Source organism: uncultured Agrobacterium sp. (genome assembly GCA_913777615.1).
Lineage (GTDB): Bacteria > Pseudomonadota > Alphaproteobacteria > Rhizobiales > Rhizobiaceae > Agrobacterium.
The window spans coordinates 300,224-321,654 of record CAJYTK010000013.1 but is presented as its reverse complement, the minus strand read 5'-3'; the positions used below and the strand labels follow the sequence as shown (position 1 = coordinate 321,654).

At 57.3% G+C, this 21,431-nt stretch carries 23 protein-coding genes, 1 pseudogene and 1 riboswitch; of the genes and pseudogenes, 15 read left to right on the top strand and 9 right to left on the bottom strand.

From position 1 onward, the window contains the following. The first annotated feature begins 158 nt into the window (after window positions 1–158). From cysG to QZ862_RS13075, 5 genes are all read left to right on the top strand, one after another. Window positions 159–1,619 carry a siroheme synthase CysG gene (gene cysG, locus QZ862_RS13095; protein WP_296100446.1) on the top strand — a complete coding sequence of 487 codons (1,461 nt, stop codon included), beginning with the start codon at window positions 159–161 and terminating at the stop codon, window positions 1,617–1,619. Then, entirely contained in the window at window positions 1,612–1,926 is a 315-nt protein-coding gene (locus tag QZ862_RS13090; protein ID WP_296016390.1) for a DUF2849 domain-containing protein, read from the top strand. The genes cysG and QZ862_RS13090 overlap by 8 nt, the downstream gene beginning before the upstream one ends. A gap of 8 nt (window positions 1,927–1,934) precedes the next feature. Continuing rightward, a complete protein-coding gene (locus tag QZ862_RS13085; RefSeq protein WP_296016387.1) occupies window positions 1,935–3,605 on the top strand; it encodes a nitrite/sulfite reductase in 1,671 nt (556 codons plus the stop codon). Between the two features lie 10 nt (window positions 3,606–3,615). Continuing rightward, window positions 3,616–4,122 carry a DUF934 domain-containing protein gene (locus QZ862_RS13080; RefSeq protein ID WP_296100444.1) on the top strand — a complete coding sequence of 169 codons (507 nt, stop codon included), beginning with the start codon at window positions 3,616–3,618 and terminating at the stop codon, window positions 4,120–4,122. Window positions 4,123–4,267: 145 nt separating this feature from the next. Then, a complete protein-coding gene (locus tag QZ862_RS13075; RefSeq protein WP_296100442.1) occupies window positions 4,268–5,080 on the top strand; it encodes a ferredoxin--NADP reductase in 813 nt (270 codons plus the stop codon). Between the two features lie 66 nt (window positions 5,081–5,146). Here the strand turns inward: QZ862_RS13075 and QZ862_RS13070 are convergent, their stop codons facing one another. Then, window positions 5,147–6,406, bottom strand: coding sequence for an MFS transporter (locus QZ862_RS13070; RefSeq protein WP_296100440.1), 1,260 nt, complete (start codon window positions 6,404–6,406; stop codon window positions 5,147–5,149). 136 nt (window positions 6,407–6,542) lie between these two features. On the opposite strand from QZ862_RS13070, the gene QZ862_RS13065 reads away from it, so the two are divergent. After that, window positions 6,543–7,043, top strand: a complete 501-nt coding sequence (locus tag QZ862_RS13065) for a hypothetical protein (RefSeq protein ID WP_296077149.1) — start codon at window positions 6,543–6,545, stop codon at window positions 7,041–7,043. Window positions 7,044–7,103: 60 nt separating this feature from the next. Further along, window positions 7,104–7,253, top strand: coding sequence for a hypothetical protein (locus QZ862_RS13060; protein WP_296077146.1), 150 nt, complete (start codon window positions 7,104–7,106; stop codon window positions 7,251–7,253). Here QZ862_RS13060 and QZ862_RS21345 read toward each other — a convergent pair. From QZ862_RS21345 to QZ862_RS13040, 5 genes and pseudogenes are all read right to left on the bottom strand, one after another. After that, a pseudogene (locus QZ862_RS21345) lies at window positions 7,236–7,418 on the bottom strand (hypothetical protein); the annotation flags it as partial. The gene QZ862_RS13060 and the pseudogene QZ862_RS21345 sit on opposite strands and share 18 nt — an antisense overlap. A gap of 310 nt (window positions 7,419–7,728) precedes the next feature. After that, on the bottom strand, window positions 7,729–10,593 hold the full coding sequence (gene gcvP / locus QZ862_RS13055) for an aminomethyl-transferring glycine dehydrogenase (RefSeq protein WP_296100439.1): 2,865 nt from the start codon (window positions 10,591–10,593) through the stop codon (window positions 7,729–7,731). Then, complete coding sequence (gcvH, locus tag QZ862_RS13050) at window positions 10,593–10,955, bottom strand: glycine cleavage system protein GcvH (protein ID WP_296016373.1); 363 nt, start codon at window positions 10,953–10,955, stop codon at window positions 10,593–10,595. The genes gcvP and gcvH overlap by 1 nt, the downstream gene beginning before the upstream one ends. Before the next feature lie 15 nt (window positions 10,956–10,970). Next, window positions 10,971–12,110, bottom strand: a complete 1,140-nt coding sequence (gene gcvT, locus QZ862_RS13045) for a glycine cleavage system aminomethyltransferase GcvT (RefSeq protein ID WP_296100437.1) — start codon at window positions 12,108–12,110, stop codon at window positions 10,971–10,973. 154 nt (window positions 12,111–12,264) lie between these two features. Then, window positions 12,265–12,352: riboswitch (glycine riboswitch) on the bottom strand. A gap of 126 nt (window positions 12,353–12,478) precedes the next feature. Then, complete coding sequence (locus tag QZ862_RS13040) at window positions 12,479–12,664, bottom strand: DUF3008 family protein (protein WP_296016482.1); 186 nt, start codon at window positions 12,662–12,664, stop codon at window positions 12,479–12,481. A gap of 113 nt (window positions 12,665–12,777) precedes the next feature. On the opposite strand from QZ862_RS13040, the gene QZ862_RS13035 reads away from it, so the two are divergent. Then, entirely contained in the window at window positions 12,778–13,191 is a 414-nt protein-coding gene (locus QZ862_RS13035) for a hypothetical protein (protein ID WP_296100435.1), read from the top strand. A gap of 78 nt (window positions 13,192–13,269) precedes the next feature. Beyond that, window positions 13,270–14,274: a copper chaperone PCu(A)C gene (locus tag QZ862_RS13030; RefSeq protein WP_296100433.1), complete on the top strand. Its 1,005-nt coding sequence runs from the start codon at window positions 13,270–13,272 to the stop codon at window positions 14,272–14,274. A gap of 63 nt (window positions 14,275–14,337) precedes the next feature. On the opposite strand, the gene QZ862_RS13025 is transcribed toward QZ862_RS13030, so the two are convergent. Both QZ862_RS13025 and QZ862_RS13020 read right to left on the bottom strand, forming a co-directional pair. After that, window positions 14,338–14,766 carry a plastocyanin/azurin family copper-binding protein gene (locus QZ862_RS13025; RefSeq protein ID WP_296075808.1) on the bottom strand — a complete coding sequence of 143 codons (429 nt, stop codon included), beginning with the start codon at window positions 14,764–14,766 and terminating at the stop codon, window positions 14,338–14,340. An 86-nt stretch (window positions 14,767–14,852) separates the two neighbouring features. After that, the gene (locus QZ862_RS13020) at window positions 14,853–15,125 is read right to left on the bottom strand and encodes a hypothetical protein (protein ID WP_296100432.1); all 273 of its coding nucleotides are present in this window, start codon (window positions 15,123–15,125) and stop codon (window positions 14,853–14,855) included. Between the two features lie 183 nt (window positions 15,126–15,308). On the opposite strand from QZ862_RS13020, the gene crcB reads away from it, so the two are divergent. The 5 genes from crcB (at window position 15,309) to QZ862_RS12995 (ending at window position 18,773) form a co-directional block, all read left to right on the top strand. After that, the gene (crcB, locus tag QZ862_RS13015) at window positions 15,309–15,686 is read left to right on the top strand and encodes a fluoride efflux transporter CrcB (RefSeq protein ID WP_296075804.1); all 378 of its coding nucleotides are present in this window, start codon (window positions 15,309–15,311) and stop codon (window positions 15,684–15,686) included. A gap of 62 nt (window positions 15,687–15,748) precedes the next feature. Next, window positions 15,749–16,741: an RluA family pseudouridine synthase gene (locus QZ862_RS13010; RefSeq protein ID WP_296075801.1), complete on the top strand. Its 993-nt coding sequence runs from the start codon at window positions 15,749–15,751 to the stop codon at window positions 16,739–16,741. Next, window positions 16,738–17,394 (top strand): HAD-IA family hydrolase, encoded by a 657-nt coding sequence (locus QZ862_RS13005; RefSeq protein ID WP_296036563.1) that lies wholly within the window; start codon window positions 16,738–16,740, stop codon window positions 17,392–17,394. Before QZ862_RS13010 ends, QZ862_RS13005 begins: the two co-directional genes overlap by 4 nt. A gap of 12 nt (window positions 17,395–17,406) precedes the next feature. After that, window positions 17,407–18,192: an ATP12 family chaperone protein gene (locus QZ862_RS13000; RefSeq protein ID WP_296100430.1), complete on the top strand. Its 786-nt coding sequence runs from the start codon at window positions 17,407–17,409 to the stop codon at window positions 18,190–18,192. A gap of 83 nt (window positions 18,193–18,275) precedes the next feature. Beyond that, window positions 18,276–18,773: a hypothetical protein gene (locus tag QZ862_RS12995; protein ID WP_296100428.1), complete on the top strand. Its 498-nt coding sequence runs from the start codon at window positions 18,276–18,278 to the stop codon at window positions 18,771–18,773. Window positions 18,774–18,792: 19 nt separating this feature from the next. Here QZ862_RS12995 and QZ862_RS12990 read toward each other — a convergent pair whose 3' ends face one another. Beyond that, a complete protein-coding gene (locus QZ862_RS12990; RefSeq protein ID WP_296100426.1) occupies window positions 18,793–19,998 on the bottom strand; it encodes an MFS transporter in 1,206 nt (401 codons plus the stop codon). Between the two features lie 169 nt (window positions 19,999–20,167). Between QZ862_RS12990 and QZ862_RS12985 the strand changes: the two genes are divergently transcribed. Next, the gene (locus QZ862_RS12985) at window positions 20,168–21,184 is read left to right on the top strand and encodes an NADP-dependent oxidoreductase (protein WP_296100424.1); all 1,017 of its coding nucleotides are present in this window, start codon (window positions 20,168–20,170) and stop codon (window positions 21,182–21,184) included. The last annotated feature ends 247 nt before the right edge of the window (window positions 21,185–21,431 follow it).

Genomic DNA, 21,431 nt, shown 5'->3' with positions numbered 1-21,431 from the left:
TTTTATAGAAAATACAGGTCTTTGGATGGTGTTGCCGCTCGGTCGCGCGGTTGCTTTTCCTCAAAAACACGGCTTGCCGGAGAATAATAATCTACGGCATTATAATGAAGGAATTTTCGTGCCTTCAACCTTTTTAATCGATAAGCGATATTGCGCCCATGCTTGAAACACCAGCCTCTCGTAGCGACGAACGCCTGACGACATTTCCGACCTTTTTCAAGGTAGAGGGGAAACACGTCGCCGTGTTCGGCAATGGCGATGAGGCCTACGCGAAAGCACGTCTTCTCTCGAATACGAATGCGCAGATCGTCGCTTTCTCTGACCAGCCACAGACCGATTACGCTGCATTCCTCGATAAGGAGCAGATTAGGGTTGTGGCCGAACCATTCGACGCCCGTCAGGTCGAGGGTATGACACTAGTTTTCGCAGCGACCGGCGACGACGTCCTGGACCGGGAGATCGTAGATGTGGCGAGGGCGAAGTCCATCCCCGCTAACGCCGTCGATCAGCCCGGCTATTGCGATTTCTATACGCCTGGCCTCGTTTCGCGCGCGCCACTCGCTGTGGCCATTTGCACCGAGGGTGCAGGTCCCGTACTCGGCCAGATCGTCCGTGCGCGCATCGATCAGATGTTGGCGCCGTCCCTTGGTCGTCTGGCTCGTCTGGCGGTCGAATATCGTGACGCGGCAGAACGCAGCATTCCAAAGGGCGCTCTGCGCCGAAATTTCTGGCGCCGCTTTTTCTCCGGTAGCGTGGCGGATGCCGTCGCCCAGAACGACGTCGATGCTGCGCATCAAGCTGCCGAGAAACTTCTTCTCTCGCCGGAAAGCCCGGAAGGTTACGTGTGGCTGGTGGGTGCAGGTCCCGGCGCAGAAGACCTGCTGACGCTTCGGGCGCAGCGCGTGCTAATGCAGGCGGATGTCATCGTGTATGACGCTCTTGTCCCTCAGGAAATCGTCAATATGGGCCGTCGCGACGCGGAGCGTCTGTCAGTCGGTAAGCGCAAGGGCTGTCATTCCAAGTCCCAGTCGGACATCAATCGTCTTCTCGTGTCGCTTGGGCTGCAGGGCAAGCGTGTGGTTCGGCTGAAGTCGGGCGATCCGCTCGTTTATGGTCGCGCGGCGGAGGAAATGGCGGCGTTGCGCGAAGCCGGTATCGGCTACGAGGTCGTTCCTGGCATTACATCTGCCTTCGCTGCTGCGGCAGATTTCGAATTGCCATTGACGCTGCGTGGCGTTGCGTCCTCGCTGATCTTCACGACTGGTCATGACCTCGCTGGGGATATTTTGCCGGACTGGGCACGTCTTGCCGTGTCGGGTGCCACAATTGCCGTCTACATGGGTCGAAGCGTTGCGGCCTCGGTCGCCAAAAGGCTGATGAGCGCGGGGCTGAGTGAAGAAACCACGGTCGCGGTGATAGAGAATGCGAGCCGCAGCTATCGTCGCCTGATGCATGGCACGCTCAAAGATTTGCCGGACCTCGAGCATCGCGACGAGTTGACGGGTCCGGTCATGGTCATCATTGGCGACGCGGTCGCCGGTGCGAATTTCGAAAGGTCCGAAGCCTTGGCGAAGTCACCGCTCAATGCGCATGTCGGACAGGAGTATGCAAATGGTTGATAAGGTACTGACGGCCAATCGTCTGAGCGATGGCATCGCCGTCTGGCTTGATGCAAATGGCGAATGGAACGAGGACCTGCAATCCTCTCTCGTTGCGCGTCATGCGGAAGCCGTCGCTTCGCTGGAGGAGATCGGAAAGCGCGATTTCTCCGCCAACAAGGTTGTGGACGTCAACATTGTCGACGTAGCGGAGGAAAACGGTCGTCTTTGGCCGACGCGTCTGCGTGAGCGCATTCGCGCAGCGGGCCCCACAATCGAATATGCTACAGGTTACAAGCCTGCCGACGCAGCCTTTATCGCAGTCTGAGGAATATCATGTATCGTTATGACGAGTTCGACCACGCCTTCGTAAAGGGTCGCGTGGAACAGTTTCGTGATCAAGTGGAGCGTCGCCTGTCGGGTGAGCTGGCAGAAGATGCGTTCAAGCCCTTGCGTCTGATGAATGGCGTCTATCTCCAGCTACATGCCTATATGCTACGCGTCGCGATTCCCTACGGAACGCTGAACTCCAAACAGATGCGTATGCTGGCGCATATCGCGCGCAAATACGACCGTGGCTATGGTCACTTCACCACTCGTCAGAACATCCAGTACAACTGGCCGCGTCTGGCGGATACGCCCGCCATTCTGGATGAGTTGGCGAGCGTTGAAATGCACGCTCTTCAAACGTCCGGCAACTGCATTCGCAACGTCACCGCCGATCATTTCGCCGGCGCTGCGGCGGACGAGGTCGCCGATCCGCGCCCTTACGCGGAAATCCTGCGCCAATGGTCTTCCGTGCATCCGGAATTCTCGTTCCTGCCGCGCAAGTTCAAAATCGCCGTGACCGGTGCGGAGCGCGATCGCGCCGCCATTCAGGTTCACGATATCGGCCTGCACCTGAAGAAGAACGACAAGGGCGAAATCGGCTTTGCCGTTTATGTCGGCGGCGGGCAGGGCAGAACCCCGATGATCGCCAAGAAAATCCGCGATTTCCTGCCCGAAGAGGATTTGCTGTCATACACAACCGCAATCATGCGCGTGTACAATCTGCATGGTCGTCGCGACAACAAATATAAGGCCCGTATCAAGATCCTCGTGCATGAGACCGGCGCGGAAGAACTCGCGCGCCAGGTGGAGGCGGAGTTTGTTCACCTGAAAAATGGCGAACTGAAACTTCCCGATGGCGATATCGCAGCGATCACCACCTATTTCGCGCCGCCTCAGCTAAGGGACCGCCCGGAGAGCTGGGAGAGCCTCGCCCGCTGGAAGAAGACGGACGCGGATTTCGCCCGCTGGGTCGACCAAAACGTTCAGCCGCACAAGCATCCGGATTATGGGATGGTGACGGTCTCGCTGAAGCCTATTGGCGGCATTCCGGGAGATGCGTCGGACGAACAGATGGACGTGGTCGCTGATATTGCTGCGGAATATGCCTTCGACGAAATCCGCATCAGCCACGAGCAGAACATCATTCTCCCTCACGTTGCCCTTGCAGATTTGGAGCCGGTATACCGCGCGCTACAGGGTGCGGGTCTTGCAACAGCGAATGCAGGCCTCATTACGGATATCATTGCCTGTCCCGGTCTGGACTACTGCGCGCTCGCCAATGCGCGCTCCATTCCGGTCTCGCAGGAAATTTCCAGACGTTTCGGCGCGGCTGAGCGTCAGGCGGAAATCGGTGAATTGAAGATCAAGATTTCCGGCTGTATCAACGCCTGTGGTCACCACCATGTTGGCCATATCGGCCTGCTGGGCGTCGAGAAGAAGGGTGCTGAACTTTATCAGATAACCCTTGGTGGTTCCGGCGATGAGAATTCCTCGATCGGCGAAATCATCGGGCGCGGATTTGAACCGGAAAAGGTAACGGATGCGGTCGAGACGATCGTAGACACGTATCTCGGCCTGCGCCTGTCCAAGGAGGAAACTTTCCTGGAGGCCTACCGTCGCGTTGGACCGCAACCTTTCAAGGACGCCCTTTATCCTGCCACCGCAGAAGCCGCTTGAGGAATTTGAAATGACGAAAATCTGGACCGAAAAAGGCTTCGTCGAAAATGACCCCTGGATCACCGAGGGCGAGGGCGTCGAAGCAGGCGAGGGGCAGAACGCGGTCTTGCCACTGGCGACCTTTCTGACGCGGGCGGCAGAGAGCAATGATGTAGGTCTCGGCGTTCTCATAACACCTGCGGATGATGTAACGAAGCTTGCACCCTTCATTGATCGGATCGCGCTTATCGCGGTGAGCTTCCCGGCCTTCAATGACGGCCGCGGCTTCAGCCACGCATCCCTTCTGCGCACACGTCTGAATTACCAGGGTGAGCTGCGCGCCGTTGGCGATGTGCTCATCGACCAGGTACCGCTGATGCTGAGAACGGGCTTCACCACTTTCAGCGTCTCCAACGAAACTGCACTCCGTCGTTTGTCCGAAAACCGGTTACCCGGCATCGATGTCTACTACCAGCCGGCGGCAAGATCCTCCGTAGAGGGTGAAACCTATAGCTGGCGAAGGCGTGCGGCAGTATGAACCATTGCGAGGAAATATGAGGTATTGATACATATTTCCACCTGCATAGCTCCAATGACATTCTCATACCTTCAAATGGGGAGGCGGATGGTATACTTCCCCGTAACGAGAATGTCTGGTTTTTTGTGAAATGGACGGAAAGAGAATGAACGCTCCAGCCAAAACGGAAGAATTTGCGATCAAGACCCCGGACGGCGTCTATGCCGAGACCGTTCTTTCGGTGGAGCATTACACCGATCACCTTTTTCGCTTCCGCATGACGCGCCCGGCTGGGTTCCGCTTCCGCTCCGGTGAATTTGCCATGATCGGCCTCATGGTCGGCGACAAGCCGATCTACCGCGCCTACTCCATCGCCAGCCCATCCTGGGACGAAGAGCTCGAGTTCTTTTCCATCAAAGTGCCGAACGGTCCGCTGACCTCTCACCTGCAGGCAATCAAGCCAGGTGATACGGTCCTAATGCGCAAGAAGCCGACGGGAACGCTTGTGCTCGACGCGCTCACGCCTGGCAAACGTCTTTACATGTTTTCGACCGGAACGGGTATCGCTCCATTCGCAAGCCTTATTCGCGACCCGGAAACTTATGAAAAGTTCGAGGAAGTTATTCTCACCCATACCTGCCGGGATGTCGCCGAACTGAAATACGGCTTCGATCTTGTGGAGGAAATCAAGAACCACGAGTTCCTGAGCGAGATTGTCGGCAACAAGCTGAAGCACTATGCGACGGTGACACGTGAGGACTATCCCTTCAAGGGGCGCATCACCGACCTGATCGCAAACGGCAAAATGTTCGCCGATCTCGGCGTCCCGCCGCTCGACCCTGCAATCGACCGCGGCATGATCTGCGGTTCTTCGGCGATGCTGAAGGACACAAAGGAACTGCTGGAGAAGGCAGGGCTGACCGAAGGTGCCAACAACAAGCCGGCGGAATTCGTCATCGAGCGCGCCTTCGTCGGCTGACGCATTTTGATATCTCAAGAAAAAGGAGGCTAGGTGCCTCCTTTTTTGTTTTCCGTGATGTGTGGCTTACATTGTCTCAGGCTCGTCCTTCGGAACGATATCCCGCCGGAAGAAAATGAAGAGTAATATTGCAATCGCCGCGATACCACCGCCGACCAGATGCGAGAGCGCGAAGCCGCCTTCCGTGGTAAGCCATCCTGCAACGCCGTTGCTGAGCGACGCGCCGATGCCTTGAACGGTCATCACGCTCGCAAGGCCAACATTGAAGCGACCGGTACCCTTCAAGATGCGCTCGACTGCAACCGGCGTCGCGATACCAAGAAGGCCGGCACCGATGCCATCCAGAAGCTGAACGGGATAGACCACCCAGAACTGCTCAAAGGATGCCGCCAACAATCCGCGCAAAGGCAAGGCCGCCAGCGCAATCAGGAAAACCGCAGAGAGTCCGAAGCGGCGAATAAGCCAGGGAGCAAGAGCTGCCACGAAGATCATGGCGAACTGTGCGACACCGGTGATGATTGCCGTTGTTTTGAAGGGCGAGTTGAGTTCGACTGCGAAATCCTGAGCAATCAGTCGGCCCATCGGCGCATTGCCGAAATGGAAGATCAGCAGAATGATGGCAAGCAGGATGAGCCCGCGCTCATGCCACAATACGCCGAAACCTGAAGGCCCGGGTTCGCCCTCATCATGACCGAGACCGCGTGCCACTTTATGATCAATACGGTTGGGATCGATCGCCGTGATCGCTATCAACGTTCCGATTGCGGTGATGACCATCAGGCCGATGACACCGGAAATGCCGAAGTAAGAGACGGCAACATAGGTGGCAAACAAAGAAGCAAAATTGCCGCCGTGGTTCCAAAACTCGTTGCGCGAGATTTGCTTCGAGAACAACTTTTCGCCGACAAGACCCAGCGTCAGTCCGGCAAGCGCCGGGCCAACCGTTGCGCCAACGACGGCCGTCATGATCTGACCGCCCCAGACAACGGTCTCCGTCGGGAAGATCAAGGTAAGAAGCGCACCCGCGGTAACGAGAATGACTGGCACTGCAATTAGCGTGCGCTTCCATGTCGTGCCATCAACGAGAGCGCCGCAAAGCGGTGTGGCGGCGAGGCCAACGAGACCGCCGACCGTTGCAATGACCCCCAACTGCATTGGGGACCAGCCATTCGTGGCCAGAAACGCATCAAGAAAGGGACCGAGCCCATCGCGTGCATCCGCTAGAAAAAAGTTTAGCACCGCGAGAGCAAATAGAGTGCGATCGCTGATGCCACTCGGCTGTTGAACAGAGCCTCGGCCGGGGGCAGGAGAGGTGATGGATGTCATCTGCGTATTTCCGAATAGGAGTGAAGCGAGCGACAAACGCACGAAAACGTTATTGGTTGCTATAGTCCATAACGATCTAATTTAGGAACTCTATTCAAGTCCCACCGTTGGCGTTCCTCAATAGGGAGCGATCATCATGAAACTAAACACAGCGTGCCTTTTCGCCTTGGCGGCACTTATCTCCACGCCCGCAGTGGCAGATGAAACCACCTTTCTGTCCTCGCTCGGTGGGAACTGGAAAGGCAGCGGCACGGTAACCACGCGGATCGGCTCTCGTCCGGTCAATGTCAACTGCACGTTTCAGGCCACTGCGTCTGGACCATCATTGCAGATGAACGGCACATGCCGTGGTTTTGTTGTCGTGCGCCGAGCAATCTCGGCGGACCTAACCGCGCGGGGCACCCGATATAGCGGAAATTATGTCGGTCCTTCCGGTCGCCCCTCCGCACTCAGCGGCAGCCGAAGAGGCGACAACATCAACCTGACGGTTCGCTGGAACCGTGACATCAACGGCGATCGCGTGGCGGGTATGACCATCAGCAAGCTTGGACGTAATGGCTTGCGATTGAGAACGACAGACAAGGACGGCGCCAATGGACCGACCGTTGTCACCGCGGATATCCGGCTCACCCGCTAAAGGTATCTGGGTCACTGGCTGGAAAGAGAGCTTTACGCTGCCTCGCCGAGATCCGCCACGGTGTTCGTTCTGCTCACATCCTTCGAGGCGGATAGAGCAGCGCAGCGGGCGCTCATAGGCCTGCCGGAAACTTTCGTCAGGCTCAAACCGGACAACCTCGAAGCTCGCCGTCACAGGCGTCTCTGGATCAACGTCTGGGTAAAGGGCTGATAACCCTACCCGCAGGCGTTCAACGCGCTCTAGCATATTTCGCCCGTCGCTGGACGCCATGAATAATACCAACTCCTTGGCACCCATTCTGTCGACCAAGTCATCTGGACTTGCCAAATCCTGCAGATGGCGAGCAAAACGGCTGATGACCTTAAAGCCGATCACATGCCCCACTCTGTCACTGGTGGACTTAAATCGGTCGAGGTCGGTCGCAGGATGATGGAGGACGCCTCGGCTATTTCGCCATTCGGTCTTGGCCGAAAAACAGGCTGACGCAGACGATGCTAAGCGCTGTGGCGATAGGTGAGAATATAGCCGAGTTTTTTAAGTAACAAATATCGACTGCTTCTAGATGGCTCTAAGCTCCTCAGCAGAGTGGCTCAAGCGCATATGTTGCCACCACGGCTATCACATCATGAATTCGGTTTGGCTAAAACGAATGAAGCCCGGATCGCTCCGGGCTTCATGATCAGTCTTACTCTGCTGCTTCCTGATACTCGCTCATGGGCGGGCAGGTGCATATGAGATTGCGGTCGCCATAGACGTTGTCGATGCGGTTGACCGGCGACCAGTATTTGTCCACGCGGAACGAGCCGGGCGGGAAGCAACCCTTCTCGCGGCTGTAGGGACGATCCCATTCCCCGACGAGGTCCTCCACCGTATGCGGCGCATTCTTCAACGGGTTATTGAGCTTGTCGGCACGGCCTTCTTCTATGTCGCGAGCCTCCTGGCGGATGGTGAGCATCGCGTCGCAGAAGCGGTCGATCTCGGCCTTCGTTTCGGACTCGGTCGGCTCGATCATCAGCGTGCCGGCGACTGGCCAGCTCATGGTCGGCGCATGGAAGCCGCAATCGATCAAGCGCTTTGCCACGTCATCAACGGTCACACCACAGCTGTCGTTGAGCGGGCGCGTGTCGATGATGCATTCATGCGCCACGCGTCCAGCCTCCGACTTGTAAAGGACGTCGTAAGCGCCCTTCAGGCGTGCCGCGATGTAGTTGGCGTTGAGGATCGCGACCTTGGTTGCCTGCGTCAGCCCTTCGCCACCCATCATCAGGCAGTAGCTCCAGGAGATCGGCAGGATCGATGGCGAGCCGAACGGTGCTGCTGAAACAGCGCCTGAGCGGCCATCGCTTGCCGGATGTCCCGGCAGGTAGGGAGCCAGATGCGCCTTGACGCCGATCGGCCCCATACCCGGACCACCGCCGCCATGCGGAATGCAGAAGGTCTTGTGAAGATTGAGATGGCTGACGTCCGAGCCAATATCGCCTGGACGCGAAAGACCGACCATCGCGTTCATATTGGCGCCGTCCAGATAGACCTGTCCACCATGGGTATGAACGATGTCGCATATCTCGCGAACCGTCTCTTCAAAAACACCGTGGGTCGAAGGATAGGTGATCATGCAGCAGGAGAGGTTTTCCGCGTACTGCTCTGCTTTTGCACGGAAATCATCGATATCGATGTCGCCGTTTTCCTTTACCTTGACAGGGACCACTTTCATGCCGACCATCTGCGCGGAGGCGGGGTTGGTGCCATGCGCGGATGTCGGGATAATGCAGACATCGCGATGTGCATCGCCACGAGCAAGGTGATAGTTCCGGATCGTCAGCAGGCCTGCATATTCACCCTGCGCGCCGGAATTCGGCTGCATGGAAAAAGCGTCATAACCAGTCACAGCGCAAAGCTTGGCGGACAGATCGTCGATCATTTCCCTGTAACCCAACGCCTGATCGGCGGGGACGAAAGGATGGATATCGGAAAATTCCGGCCATGTGATCGGCAGCATTTCCGCTGTCGCATTGAGCTTCATTGTGCAAGAACCTAGCGGAATCATCGCGCGGTCCAGAGCCAGATCGCGGTCCGAAAGACGGCGGATATAGCGCGTCATTTCGCTTTCGGCGCGGTTCATGTGGAAGATCGGGTGCGTCATATAAGCGCTCGTACGCAATAGATCTTTTGGCAGTCGATAATCCGGATCGAAGTCGGAAATCGAGAAGCTGCCGCCAAAGGCGCGCCAGACGGCCTCAAGCGTTGCCGGGCGTGTGCGCTCGTCAAGGCTCATGCCAATCTTGGTGGAGCCGACCTTGCGAAGGTTGACGCCTTCGGCAACAGCTGCACGCAGGATGAGCGCCTGCATGTGGCCGACATCGACGGTGATCGTATCGAAGAAGGTTTCCGGCTCGACCTTGTAGCCAAGCTTCTCCAGACCCTTCGCCATCAGCACCGCCTTCTGGTGGGTTTGCTGAGCGATAGCCTTGATGCCCTGTGGGCCATGGAAGACGCCATACATGGACGCCATGACCGCCAGCAGCACCTGCGCGGTGCAGATGTTGGAGGTAGCCTTCTCGCGGCGAATATGCTGCTCGCGGGTCTGCAGAGACAGACGATACGCACGATTGCCACGTGCATCGACAGACACGCCGACGAGACGACCCGGCATAGAGCGCTTATGCGCATCCTTGACCGACATGAAGGCCGCGTGCGGACCGCCGTAACCAACAGGAACACCGAAGCGCTGAGAGGAGCCGATAGCGATATCCGCACCCATTTCACCGGGAGACTTGAGGAGCGTCAGTGCCAGGAGATCGCAAGCGACTGCCGCGATCGCGCCGGTCTGATGCAGACGCGAAATGAGGCCGGAGAAATCGCTGACATGGCCATGCGTGCCCGGGTATTGAAAGATCGCGCCGAAGACATCGACCGGATCGAGGTCGGTGAAAGGGTTGCCGATGACGACTTTCCAGCCAAGCGGTGCTGCGCGTGTCTCGATCAGCGCGATGGTCTGCGGGTGGCAGTTTGCGTCCACGAAGAAGGCGTTCGCCTTGGACTTCGCCACGCGCTGGCACATGGACATGGCTTCGGCAGCAGCGGTCGCCTCATCGAGAAGCGAAGCATTGGCAACATCGAGGCCGGTCAGGTCGCAGATCATCGTCTGGAAGTTCAGCAGCGCTTCAAGACGGCCTTGCGAGATTTCCGGCTGGTAGGGCGTGTAGGCGGTGTACCAGGCCGGATTTTCCAGAATATTGCGCTGGATGACCGGCGGCGTGATGGTGCCGTAATAGCCCTGGCCGATCAGTGATGTCAGCACCCTGTTCTTGTTGGCCGTCTCGCGAAGGCGGTCGAGCGCCTCGCGTTCGGTCAGTGCTGCACCCCAGGCAAGCGGGTCCTTCTGGCGGATTGAGGAGGGTACTGTCGCATCGATCAGGGCATCGAGGCTCTTATAGCCGATGACCTTCAGCATCTCCTCCATTTCCGCCGGCGACGGGCCGATATGACGACGATTGGCGAAGTCATAGGGCTGGTAGTCGGTGAAATGAAATTCGGTGGGCGTGTCCATTACGCTACCAGCTCCTTATAGGCGGCTTCATCCAGCAGCGCATCGGCGTCGGCGGTGTTGGCAAGCTTCAGCTTGAAGAACCAACCGGCGCCCTGCGGGTCGGAATTGACCAGCGACGGATCATCGACGATGGCCTGATTGATCTCGACGATCTCGCCATCCAACGGACAATAGACATCCGACGCAGCTTTGACGCTTTCGACGGTGGCGGCTTCGCCATTCTTGGAAAAGGTGGCGCCGACTTCCGGCAATTCAACGAAGACCAGATCGCCGAGTTGTTCTGCGGCGTGGGTGGTGATGCCGACGGTGGCGACATCGCCTTCGATCTTCAGCCACTCGTGTTCCTGGGTAAATTTCAGCATGGGTTTCTCCGCAGATTAGCGCTTGTAGGTGGGCGTGATGAAGGGCAGGGCGGCAACAGTAACGGGCAGGTACTTGCCGCGAACCTCGGCGAAGATCGCCGTGCCGGGTGTTGTGTAGTCGGTGGGCACATAGCCCATGGCAACCGGACCTTCCACGGTCGGTCCGAAGCCGCCGGAGGTAACCTCGCCGATTTCGTTTCTGCCTTCGGCATCGGCAAAAAGCTTGGAATGTCCACGCACCGGCGCTTTACCTTCGGGCTTCAGGCCGACGCGGCGCCGGCTGGTGCCGTTACCGAGTTCGCCAAGAATACGATCCGCACCCGGAAAGCCGCCTTCGCGGTCGCCGCCTGTACGGCGCGCTTTCTGGATCGCCCATTCCAGCGATGCTTCGATCGGAGATGTCGTAGTGTCGATGTCGTTACCATAGAGGCAGAGACCGGCTTCCAGCCGCAGGCTGTCGCGTGCGCCAAGACCGATGGCTTCGCAATCGGGATGCTCCAGCAGGGACTTGGCGATCTCTTCGGCCTTGTCGGCAGGAATTGAAATTTCAAAACCGTCCTCGCCTGAGTAACCGGAGCGCGAGACGATGCAGGGCACATCTTGCAGAGGGATCTCGCGCACGTCCATGAATTTCATGTCCGAAACGCCAGCCCAAAGCTCGGCAAGAACCGCTTCCGCACGAGGCCCCTGCAGCGCGATCAAGGCGCGGTCCTCAAGCGGTGTCACGTCGCAACTGTCGGAGAGATGCGCCTTCATATGCGCAAGGTCTGCATCTTTGCAGGCAGCATTGACGACGACGAAAAGATGATCGCCGAGGTTTGTAATCATCAGGTCGTCAAGGATGCAGCCATTCTGATCGGTGAAAAAGCCGTAGCGCTGGCGACCGGGCTTGAGGCTTAGAATATCGACCGGCACCAGCTTTTCCAAAGCGAGTGCAGCGTCTTCTACCTTGCCGGACTTCGCCTTCACGATGACCTGGCCCATATGGGAGACATCGAAAAGACCGGCCGAGGCGCGGGTGTGAAGATGCTCCTTCAACACGCCTGCAGGATATTGCACGGGCATGTCATAGCCCGCGAAAGGCACCATGCGGGCGCCAAGTGACAGATGCAGGGAATGAAGCGGGGTGACTTTTAACTCGGCTGTATCGGCCAAGGACGCCTCCAGGGTAGCGCATTCGCGCGGGCTCATGTTCGTGACACTCTGCGAGCGTCGGGTTCAAGAGCCCCCTCTGTCCTTGTCGCCTGAGATTGTTATCCCTTCGGCGAGCCTGCCCTTCAGTTACAAGGAGGCTTCTCTCCAGAGTTCCGTTCGACCGTTGGTCCTTTTGCCTGAGAGTTTCCGGGGCGGTTGCTCCTTCGGCTCCGCATCGAAGCGGTTTCTCCCAACGGTATGGACGCTCATTATCTGTGAAGCTTTCGGATTGGCAAGAACCAAATGACGCAAGTGAACAGTTTTTTGTTCAACCTGCGTCATGTCGTTGCAAGCAGAGGGAATGGACTGGCGCGGCGCGCGGCCAAATTCTAGCTATCTTTCTTCTCGGGAAGCTTCTTGCGTTTTGTAGATGCCATATCTTCAAGTTCTTTCTGCGTCATGGACTTAGCCATGTCTTTTGAAGCGCCTTGTAAACGCGATTTCGGCATGTCGCCACGCTTTGCAGCAAGCGCTGCCCCTGCAGCTTTCTGTTGGGCTTTTGACTTTGCGGGCACTGTTTCGTCTCCTCCTTGACCAGTTGATGATTGAAGGTCAACGTCACGCCTGTTCAGGCGTTCCCTGATACGAACGGTCGCACTTTGTTTTTCCACGAAACCGGGCTATCGAAATGGTCATGGTGATTTTCGGAAAAGACGGTTCAATCGGGATAGAGCGGACAGCGCGCATCTTGTGCGCCGTGCTGATGCTATCGCTTGGCTTTGGACATAAACCAATCCTTGCCGCCCCGGTTGCTGCCTTCGATGAGGCGTACAGACTCCCTGACGGCAGCTTTGCCGAAATTTGCTCCGAGCATCTTGCTCAAACTCAATTGCCGCATGGCAAGCACAGCCGTGATGCCATCCTTTTCTGCGAAGCATGCCTGCTCGCATCCTCGATTCTTCTGCCGACACCTGTGGCGGAACAAGGGATGGGTACTGACCTGGCATCGATAGAAAATACGCTTCGGCAGTACCACACCATCATAAAACCCTCGGCGCCGCGGACCAATCGCGCCCGCGATCCCCCAACGTCTTTTGTTTGATCCCGCTCACCACCAAAGCCGCGTAGCGGCACTTTTCTGACTGACTGCCTGTAATGCAGCAGCCTTAAGGATCAAAAGATGACAGTCTTCAAACGCGCCACATATATCGTTATTGCCGCGGCCCTCTCGTCCACTTCCGCTCTCGCCCATACAAGCTTCGTCAATGGAACCGCAGAACAGGATAGCACCATTGTCGCAGCACTTCAGGTGCCACATGGCTGCGCCGGCGGCCTTGCCACCACCGAAGTTCAAATCGTTCTGCCTGAAGGCTTTATTTCGGCCAAGCCGCAGCCCAAGGCGGGCTGGGAACTGGAAGTGATCAAGGGCGATTACCAAAAGACCTACAAGAATCACGGCAATGATGTGAAAAGTGGTCCGGTGGAAATTCGCTGGAAGGGCGGCAGCTTGCCGGACGAATTCTATGACACCTTCAACATTCAGGGCAAGATCGCGGATGTTGAGCCGGGCACGGCGCTGCCTTTCAAGGTCAAGCAACTTTGCGGCGACAAGGGCACAGCCAACTGGGATCAGATTGCCGTAAAAGGCCAAGACCCACACTCGCTCGATAACCCGGCCCCGGTGATCCGCATCACCGCAAAGCAGAAGGCGGAGGGTGAGTCTCATGCACACCACGATCACGCCGCCGCTATGGCAGCGACCGGTGCGGCAGACGCTGTCATCAAGGCGGGTGATCTCGAGCTGTCGGCAGCCTCCACCAAGGCAATGCTGCCGGGTCAGCCGGTCGGCGGTGGCTTCGTCACCATCAAGAACAATGGCGCCTCAGACGACAAGCTCGTTTCGGTTTCATCGCCCTTGGCTGGCCGCGCTGAAATCCACGAAATGGCAATGGTCAATGACGTGATGAAAATGCGCAAGCTGAATGATGGGATCGCTATTCCGGCAGGTCAGACCGTGGAGTTGAAGCCGGGAGGGTTGCATTTCATGTTCTTTAACGTCTCGAAGCCGTTTGCAGAAGGTGACAAGGTCCCGGTCACGCTTGCTTTCGAAAAGGCCGGAGAGGTGACAATCGAGCTTCCAGTCGGCCCGGCCAATGCGGGCGAGGCGAAGCACAATCATAACTGAACTTGAAAAAAAATGCCGTCGGGATGCGTCTGCACCTCGACGGCCGTCGGCGTATTTTCTCACTTACTTCGTGACAGTGAGCTTCGCCTGCATTCCCGCTTCGTAGTGTCCTTTGATATTGCAGAAGAGCAGGTAGGTTCCAGGGACCAGTTTGGCCTTCAACTGACCATCCGCGCCCGGCTTCAAATCTGCGACTTCTCCGAGGCTCTTCAGCTTCTTTTCATCGACGCGATGTTTGGCCGTGTTGAGCGGGATCGCTTCGTCTGGAGACTTCAGCTTCACAAGAACCATCTCATGCTCTTCTGAGACGGCGTCATTATGCACCATGAACACCGCCTCACCAGCTTTGACCGTCGGCTTGTCGAGGGTGAGCGTCATCGGCTGCCCGCCTTCTCCGCCTTCATGAACCATGATCGTGGTTGCGGCAAATGCCGGGACGGAAAGGGTGAACGTTGCAAGCGCGGCCAGCGTCAGTTTAGCAAGAGTCTTCATGATGTACCTCTGTTTCGGTCTTTGCGAAAAACAGCCTGGACATTTCAGCTGACACTAAACTGAACATGGCGGCGGTAGCACAGAGATTAATCCGGTGGATCCTGATTCTCTTCATAGGCGTGCAGGGCCTGCTCGAACGTCGTCTGTGGATTTTGACGGGTGGATGCAAAGAGAGAAAGGGAAGGGGCAGCGGCAGCGAGATTGATCAGCGGATGCGGTGAAGCATCAGGCTCCGACTGGCGGCGCAACTCTTCGGCAGCCTTCTCAATTTCCTTTTTTCTCGGCGGACGTTGCGCCAAGCGGACGCTTTCAGACGCATACGCCGCTATATTCGCGGAAACCGACCAAAGCTGAGACATTGTCTGCCCTCAATAATAAGAAGAGACAAAACTAGCAGCGCGGAATTTACTCGGCCCTAAATCTAATAGTTGAATTTGCTGCGTATTTTAATCATTGGCGACATCAGGCATCGCAGCGTATTTCTAAATCCATCAACTTGTCTTAGGGTCAAAATACACATCCATAGAATTGAAACGGCTCTCATGTTAAACATTCTGCTCGTGGCAGTCGGCGGCGCAATTGGTTCAGTCGCACGCTATCTTGTCGGCCTGGGTGCGACGCGTCTTGCGGGACCGAACTTTCCCTTTGGCACATTGACCGTCAATATCGCAGGCGCATTTGCGATCGGTCTTCTCGTGGAAATGATCGCCCGACGTTTCGATGCCTCCGCAGAGATGCGGGTCTTCATCGTCACCGGCATCCTTGGTGGCTTTACCACCTGGTCATCGTTTACCCTGGATACGATGGTGCTGTTCGAGCGGGGCGAAATAGGCCTTTCGGCCCTATATCTTCTGGCAAGTCTACTGGTTTCGTTTGCTGCGGTCTTTGCCGGGCTGGCCTTGGGCCGCGCTTTGTTTTAAAGGCAAGGCAAAGGCCGCACACCAACGAGGCGGCAGATCAGAAAAGAAAGACTGGAATTGCCATGGCAGGTATCGAGCACATCAAGGTTGAGGCCGACGAGGCCGGAATGCGTCTCGACCGCTGGTTCAAGATCCATTACCCGGGCCTCGGATTCGGTCAGCTGCAAAAGCTGATGAGATCGGGCCAGGTTCGCGTCGATGGTGGCCGCGTCAAAACCGATGCCCGCGTTCAACCCGGCCAAATGGTCCGCGTGCCGCCACTTGATGTCGATGCCAAGGTCAAGAGCGGCCCGATCGGCTCCAAGGACTTGAAGCATTCGGAGGACGGCGATCTTCTCAAGCGCATGTTGCTTCACGAGGACGACAAGGTCTTCGTCTTCAACAAGCCTGCCGGCATTGCCGTGCAGGGCGGGTCGGGTGTAAACCGCCATATCGACGGCCTTCTCGAAGCCTGGACGAACCAGAAAGGCGAAAAGCCCCGTCTTGTCCATCGTCTGGACCGCGATACATCCGGCGTTCTCGTCGTCGCCCGTACCCGTGGCGCGGCACAGAAGCTGACTGCAGCATTTCGCGAACGCGATACGAAGAAGACCTACTGGTCGCTGGTCAAAGGCGTTCCGCGCAAACACCAGGACAAGATTTCGAGCTGGCTGGTCAAGGAGCAGACACCGGATGGAGATCGTATGCGCATTGCCAAGCACGGCGAGGAAGGTGCCGACCACGCGATCTCTTATTACAGGGTAATCGATACCGCGGCGCAAAATTTGGCCTGGCTGGAAATGGAGCCTTATACCGGCCGCACCCATCAGCTGCGCGTACACGCGCTACACATGGGCCATCCCATCATTGGCGATCCGAAATACTACATCGACGACCCGAACTGGGATTTTCCCGGCGGCATCCAGAAGCGCCTGCACCTGCACGCACGCCACATCGATATTCCCCATCCGTCCGGCGGTCGTCTCCGCGTCAGCGCACCTCTTCCGCCGCATATGGTGCAGACGTGGAATCTCCTCGGCCTCGATGTTGCCGATGGTGACAGGGACGATCAATGAAGCTTGTTCTTTTCGATTGCGACGGGACGCTGGTCGATAGCGTCGGCCTCATCCATGAGGTTATGGCGCGCACCTTCTTGCATTTCGGTTATCCGCGTCCTGAGGTGTCTCTGACGAAATCGATTATTGGGCTGACGCTCGATATCGCCATCGCCCGAATGCAGGGAAAGATGCATGTGGATGATGAGGCAACGGCGATGACCGCTCATTATAAGGCGATTTTTGCCGAAACACGCGCAGAGCCTGGTTTTCAGGAGCCCTTGTTCGACGGCATTGCGCAGATGATCGCAAAGCTTGCCGAGCGCGAAGAACTGTTGATGGGGGCCGTGACAGGTAAATCTCGCCGTGGCCTCAACCTGATAATGGACACACACGGCTTTCGTGAGCACTTCATTGTTTCCCGCACAGCGGATGATTGCCCCTCGAAACCGCATCCGGCCATGGTGAGCGAATGCTGCCACGAAACCGGCATGGTTCCGACCGATACGATTGTCATAGGCGATGCGATCTACGATATGCAGATGGCAAAGGCCGCCGGTGCCAAGGCAATAGGTGTCGCTTGGGGGTATGCCTCCGTCGATGCGCTCTGGGCTGCTGGCGCTGATGCGATCGTCAACCATCCAAGCGAAATTCCCGGTCACATACCGAGCTGACGAGGACCAAATATGCGTGACTTGCTGAACGATCTTTCGGAGGGCTTGAGCCATCCAGACCCGATCCGCCGGGCGCAAATCCAGATGCAGAAGCCGCTTCCCAAGCGTTTTTATAAGGAGGTGACTGTGGAGGAAGCAGAAGAGGGCGCCTTCACGATCCGTCTCGATGGCAAGGTGCTGCGTACGCCTGCAAAACATCCGCTCTATGTTCCAACCAGAGCGCTTGCGGTCTTGATGCGCGATGAGTGGGACGCGCAGGCGGAGGTGATCGACCCCTCCACTATGCCGATTTCCCGCCATGTGAATACGGCGATCGATGGCGTAGCGAACGACCCCCAGGCGGTATTTGAAGATATTCTGCGCTTTTCCTCCAGCGATCTGCTCTGCTACCGGGCAGGCGAACCGGAAGCGCTTGTCGAGCGCCAGACGGAGCAATGGGACCGCGTTATCGACTGGGCAGCAAATTCGCTTGGTGCGCGCTTTATCCTGATAGAAGGCGTCATGCACCAAGAGCAGCCCCGAGAAGCGGTGGCCGCTTTTGCCGTCACACTGCGCAAATATGATACCCCGATCGAGCTTGCAGCTCTCCACACGATGACGACACTCACGGGATCTGCAATACTCGCATTGGCGCTTGCCGAAGGCGAGAAAAGCCTTGAGGAAGTTTGGGCCCTGGCGCATCTCGATGAAGACTGGACTGCGGAGCAGTGGGGAGAAGACGAGGAAGCCCAACAGCGTCGTGCTGTGCGCTTCACCGACATGCGTGCCGCGGCCCGCGTTCTTGCTGCAGCGCGGTGAAGATCACACGAGCGACTTAGAGCATTTTTAACCACGATGCACGAAGATGCACCCTGAAGGTTACCTTAGGGGAGGCATCTTTCTTGTATCGGCAACTCAAGCGGATCGGCGTGGTTCTGCTGACGTCTCTCGCACTCATGTCTTTCAGGCTTGGGCCCGAGACGCGCGAAGGCGATCGGCTGATCTATGACGTGCGAGGCGCCTTTGTTGCGGCGCGCGCGGATATTTCGCCGGAGCTTATGCAGTCGATCCATTATCGGGTTTCCAATGCCATCAACGATACGGTGAGAGTACGTGCGCGTCCGCGCGTGGTGCTGACGATCCGGCTCGAAGCCTATGCAAGGGGATCGTTGCTTCTAGGCCAGCGTGCCTCTGTCAGGGCCGTAGTGCGTGCGGCCGCCGTGCAGACGGGCGAGGTGATTGCGGAAGCGAAATTCACGGTCACGGCGGTGAGCCTCGACGCGTCCGCAATCGAGCGGGATCTGGCCTTCGGCGTGGCCGAACGCGTGATCTCAGAGTTCAAGCTGAGCAGAACAGCGCCCTCGACACTTGCGACCGCTCTGTTTCCCGGGAGCCGGTGATACCGCCCGCCAACGGAGGTCATCGGCTGACGCCGATAACCGACGGCTCGTTTCTTCTGATAGCGACTTCGGCAAGTGTGAGTGACGACAATCCTGCCGCAAAGAATCCAACGCCTAAATAAATGGTGTTGGCGCTGTAAAAGCTTCCGAAGCCAACGGCAAACGCGGTGGCGACGAGGCTTGACCCCGACGCGATCAAGGATGCCCCAAACCCTGCGACGTTTCCAAGCGTCTGCATTGCCATGGCGTTGAGGTTTCCGAACAGGATGCCGATTGCGAAAAAAGCGAGGAAAAGCAGCGACAGGAACGCCACGAAGGGAAGGGCGCCAACTTCAACAAAAGTTGCCACCAGCATGAGTAGAGACACCGTGGTCAGGCAGATGAACCCGATGCGCGCCATTGTGACCGTGCCGAGACGATGAACGAGCCTGGCATTGATAAAGGAGGCAAGTCCCATCGCAAGAGCCAGCGCAGCAAAGTAGAGTGGAAAGGTCTCCGCCACGCCATAGGCCTCAAAGAATAAGTCCGCGGCGGTGCTGAGATAGAGGAGCTGCGCACCAAACACGAGGCCAGTCGCGATAATCAGCAGCGTCACCCGGGGGCTGGAGAGAATCCGCAAAGCGTTGAGGAAAAGCAGACGCGGTCGAAATGGGATGCGCCGGTTGACAGGTAATGTCTCAGGATGTCTTCCAGTGAACCAGATGCAAAGGCAAACAGCGATCACGAGATAGGCTGCAAAAATACTGCGCCAACCTGCGACGGCGATAAGCCCTTGCGCAAGAGCAGGAGCCAGCATCGGAATGAGGATAAAGAGTGTGAACATGAAGGACATGACGCGCGCCATAGCATTGCCCTTGAACTGATCTCGGATCATGGCTCGGGTTGCGATCTTCGGGCCGGAGACGCCAACGCCTTGTAGAAAACGGCCGATGAGCACCATCTCCAAAGACTGAGCAAAGAGCCCTATGGCCGTTCCGAGGAGATAGACGCAAATCCCTCCGAGTAGCGCCCGCTTGCGCCCGAATGCATCCGAAAGAGGGCCTATGACCAGTTCACCGAAGGCCATGCCGAAAATGAACAGTGATATCACGTGATGGGTGGAGAGCGGTGGCGCCGCGCCAAGCTCCAGTCCTATCTGCCTGAGCCCAGGTAGCAGAGCGTCGATGCTCAGCGAGGTGAGGGATGTCAATAGGGCGTAGAGGATCAGTCGGCTGCGGAATGTCATTCACGGGATTCGAATGTCTTTGGGAATGGAGATAACACCCTATCCTGCTTGGCGAGCGAGGCAACGTCTCTTTCGTACTCCGGCTAAAATGGTGCCACGAGCGGTGATCCGCCTTGGAAACTCTGCAAGTCTTCCTAGATAAGTCCGATGCTGAAAAGAGGAGCATCAAATGACTTCTGCACGCCGCATCGTTCTCGCAAGCAGGCCCACAGGAGAACCTGGACCTGACAATTTCCGCCTGGAGGAGTTCGAGCTTCAAGAGGCAGGCGAGGGGGACGTTACCGTCAAGGCCCTTTATCTTTCTCTCGACCCTTACATGCGCGGACGCATGAGCGACGCAAAATCCTATGCGGCACCTGTGCCCGTGGGCGGTGTCATGGAAGGAGAGGCAATCTCCGAGGTCGTGAAGTCTAGACATAACGACTTTTCACCCGGCGATATCGTCCGAGGCAGGACGGGCTGGAGCGGCCACGCTACTATAAACGGCGATCAGCTCCGCCACGTCGAAACCCACGGTGCGCCGATCACCACGTCCCTGGGCGCGCTCGGTATGCCGGGATTTACCGCATGGGCAGGACTGAAATTTATCGGCCAGCCGAAAGCGGGTGAAACGGTCGTCGTTGCAGCAGCTTCGGGGCCAGTTGGCTCCATGGTTGGCCAGCTTGCAAAACTTGCCGGTGCTCGTGCCGTTGGCATTGCAGGCGGCAAGGAAAAATGCGCGTTCGTGAAGAACGAGCTTGGGTTTGACGCCGTTGTCGATCACCGATCGGGTAACTTCGCATCAGACCTCGGAGCTGTTTGCCCAGATGGGATCGACGTCTATTTCGAAAATGTGGGCGGCCGTGTTTGGGATGGCGTATTGCCGCTCCTCAACCAATTCGCACGCGTGCCGGTTTGCGGGCTCGTCGCCCATTACAATGGTGCCGGCGCTGGCCAGGAGGACCGTCTCCCGGCCACGATGTCGACAATCCTTCGCCAGAGCATCCTAGTCCGTGGATTTATTCAGATCGAATTCGCGAAGGACCATTTCGATGAGTTTCTGGCCGAGATCGGTCCTCGTATAGCCGCCGGAGAAATCCATTATCGCGAAGACATCGTGGACGGCCTGGAAAAAGCACCCGAAGCCTTTACCTCTATGCTGTCCGGCGGCAATTTCGGCAAGCTGTTGGTCAAGGTCGCCGAGTGATATTTCCCTTTCTGGCGCCGCGCATAAGGTTGCGGCGCCAGAACACTTTCGTTTCGAGGCAATTGTATTCTGTCTACGACGCAGTGATCGGCATGCCGCCATCGCAACTTAGCTCCAACTGCACCTGAGCGATCTTTTGAGCTATCGACGAATACGGATGGCAGAACCACCGAGGGTGCTTCTGACTTCGGTTACGTCAATGCCTTGCGTTCTACCAAGCCAGTCAAAGTGGATTTGGGCGAAACGC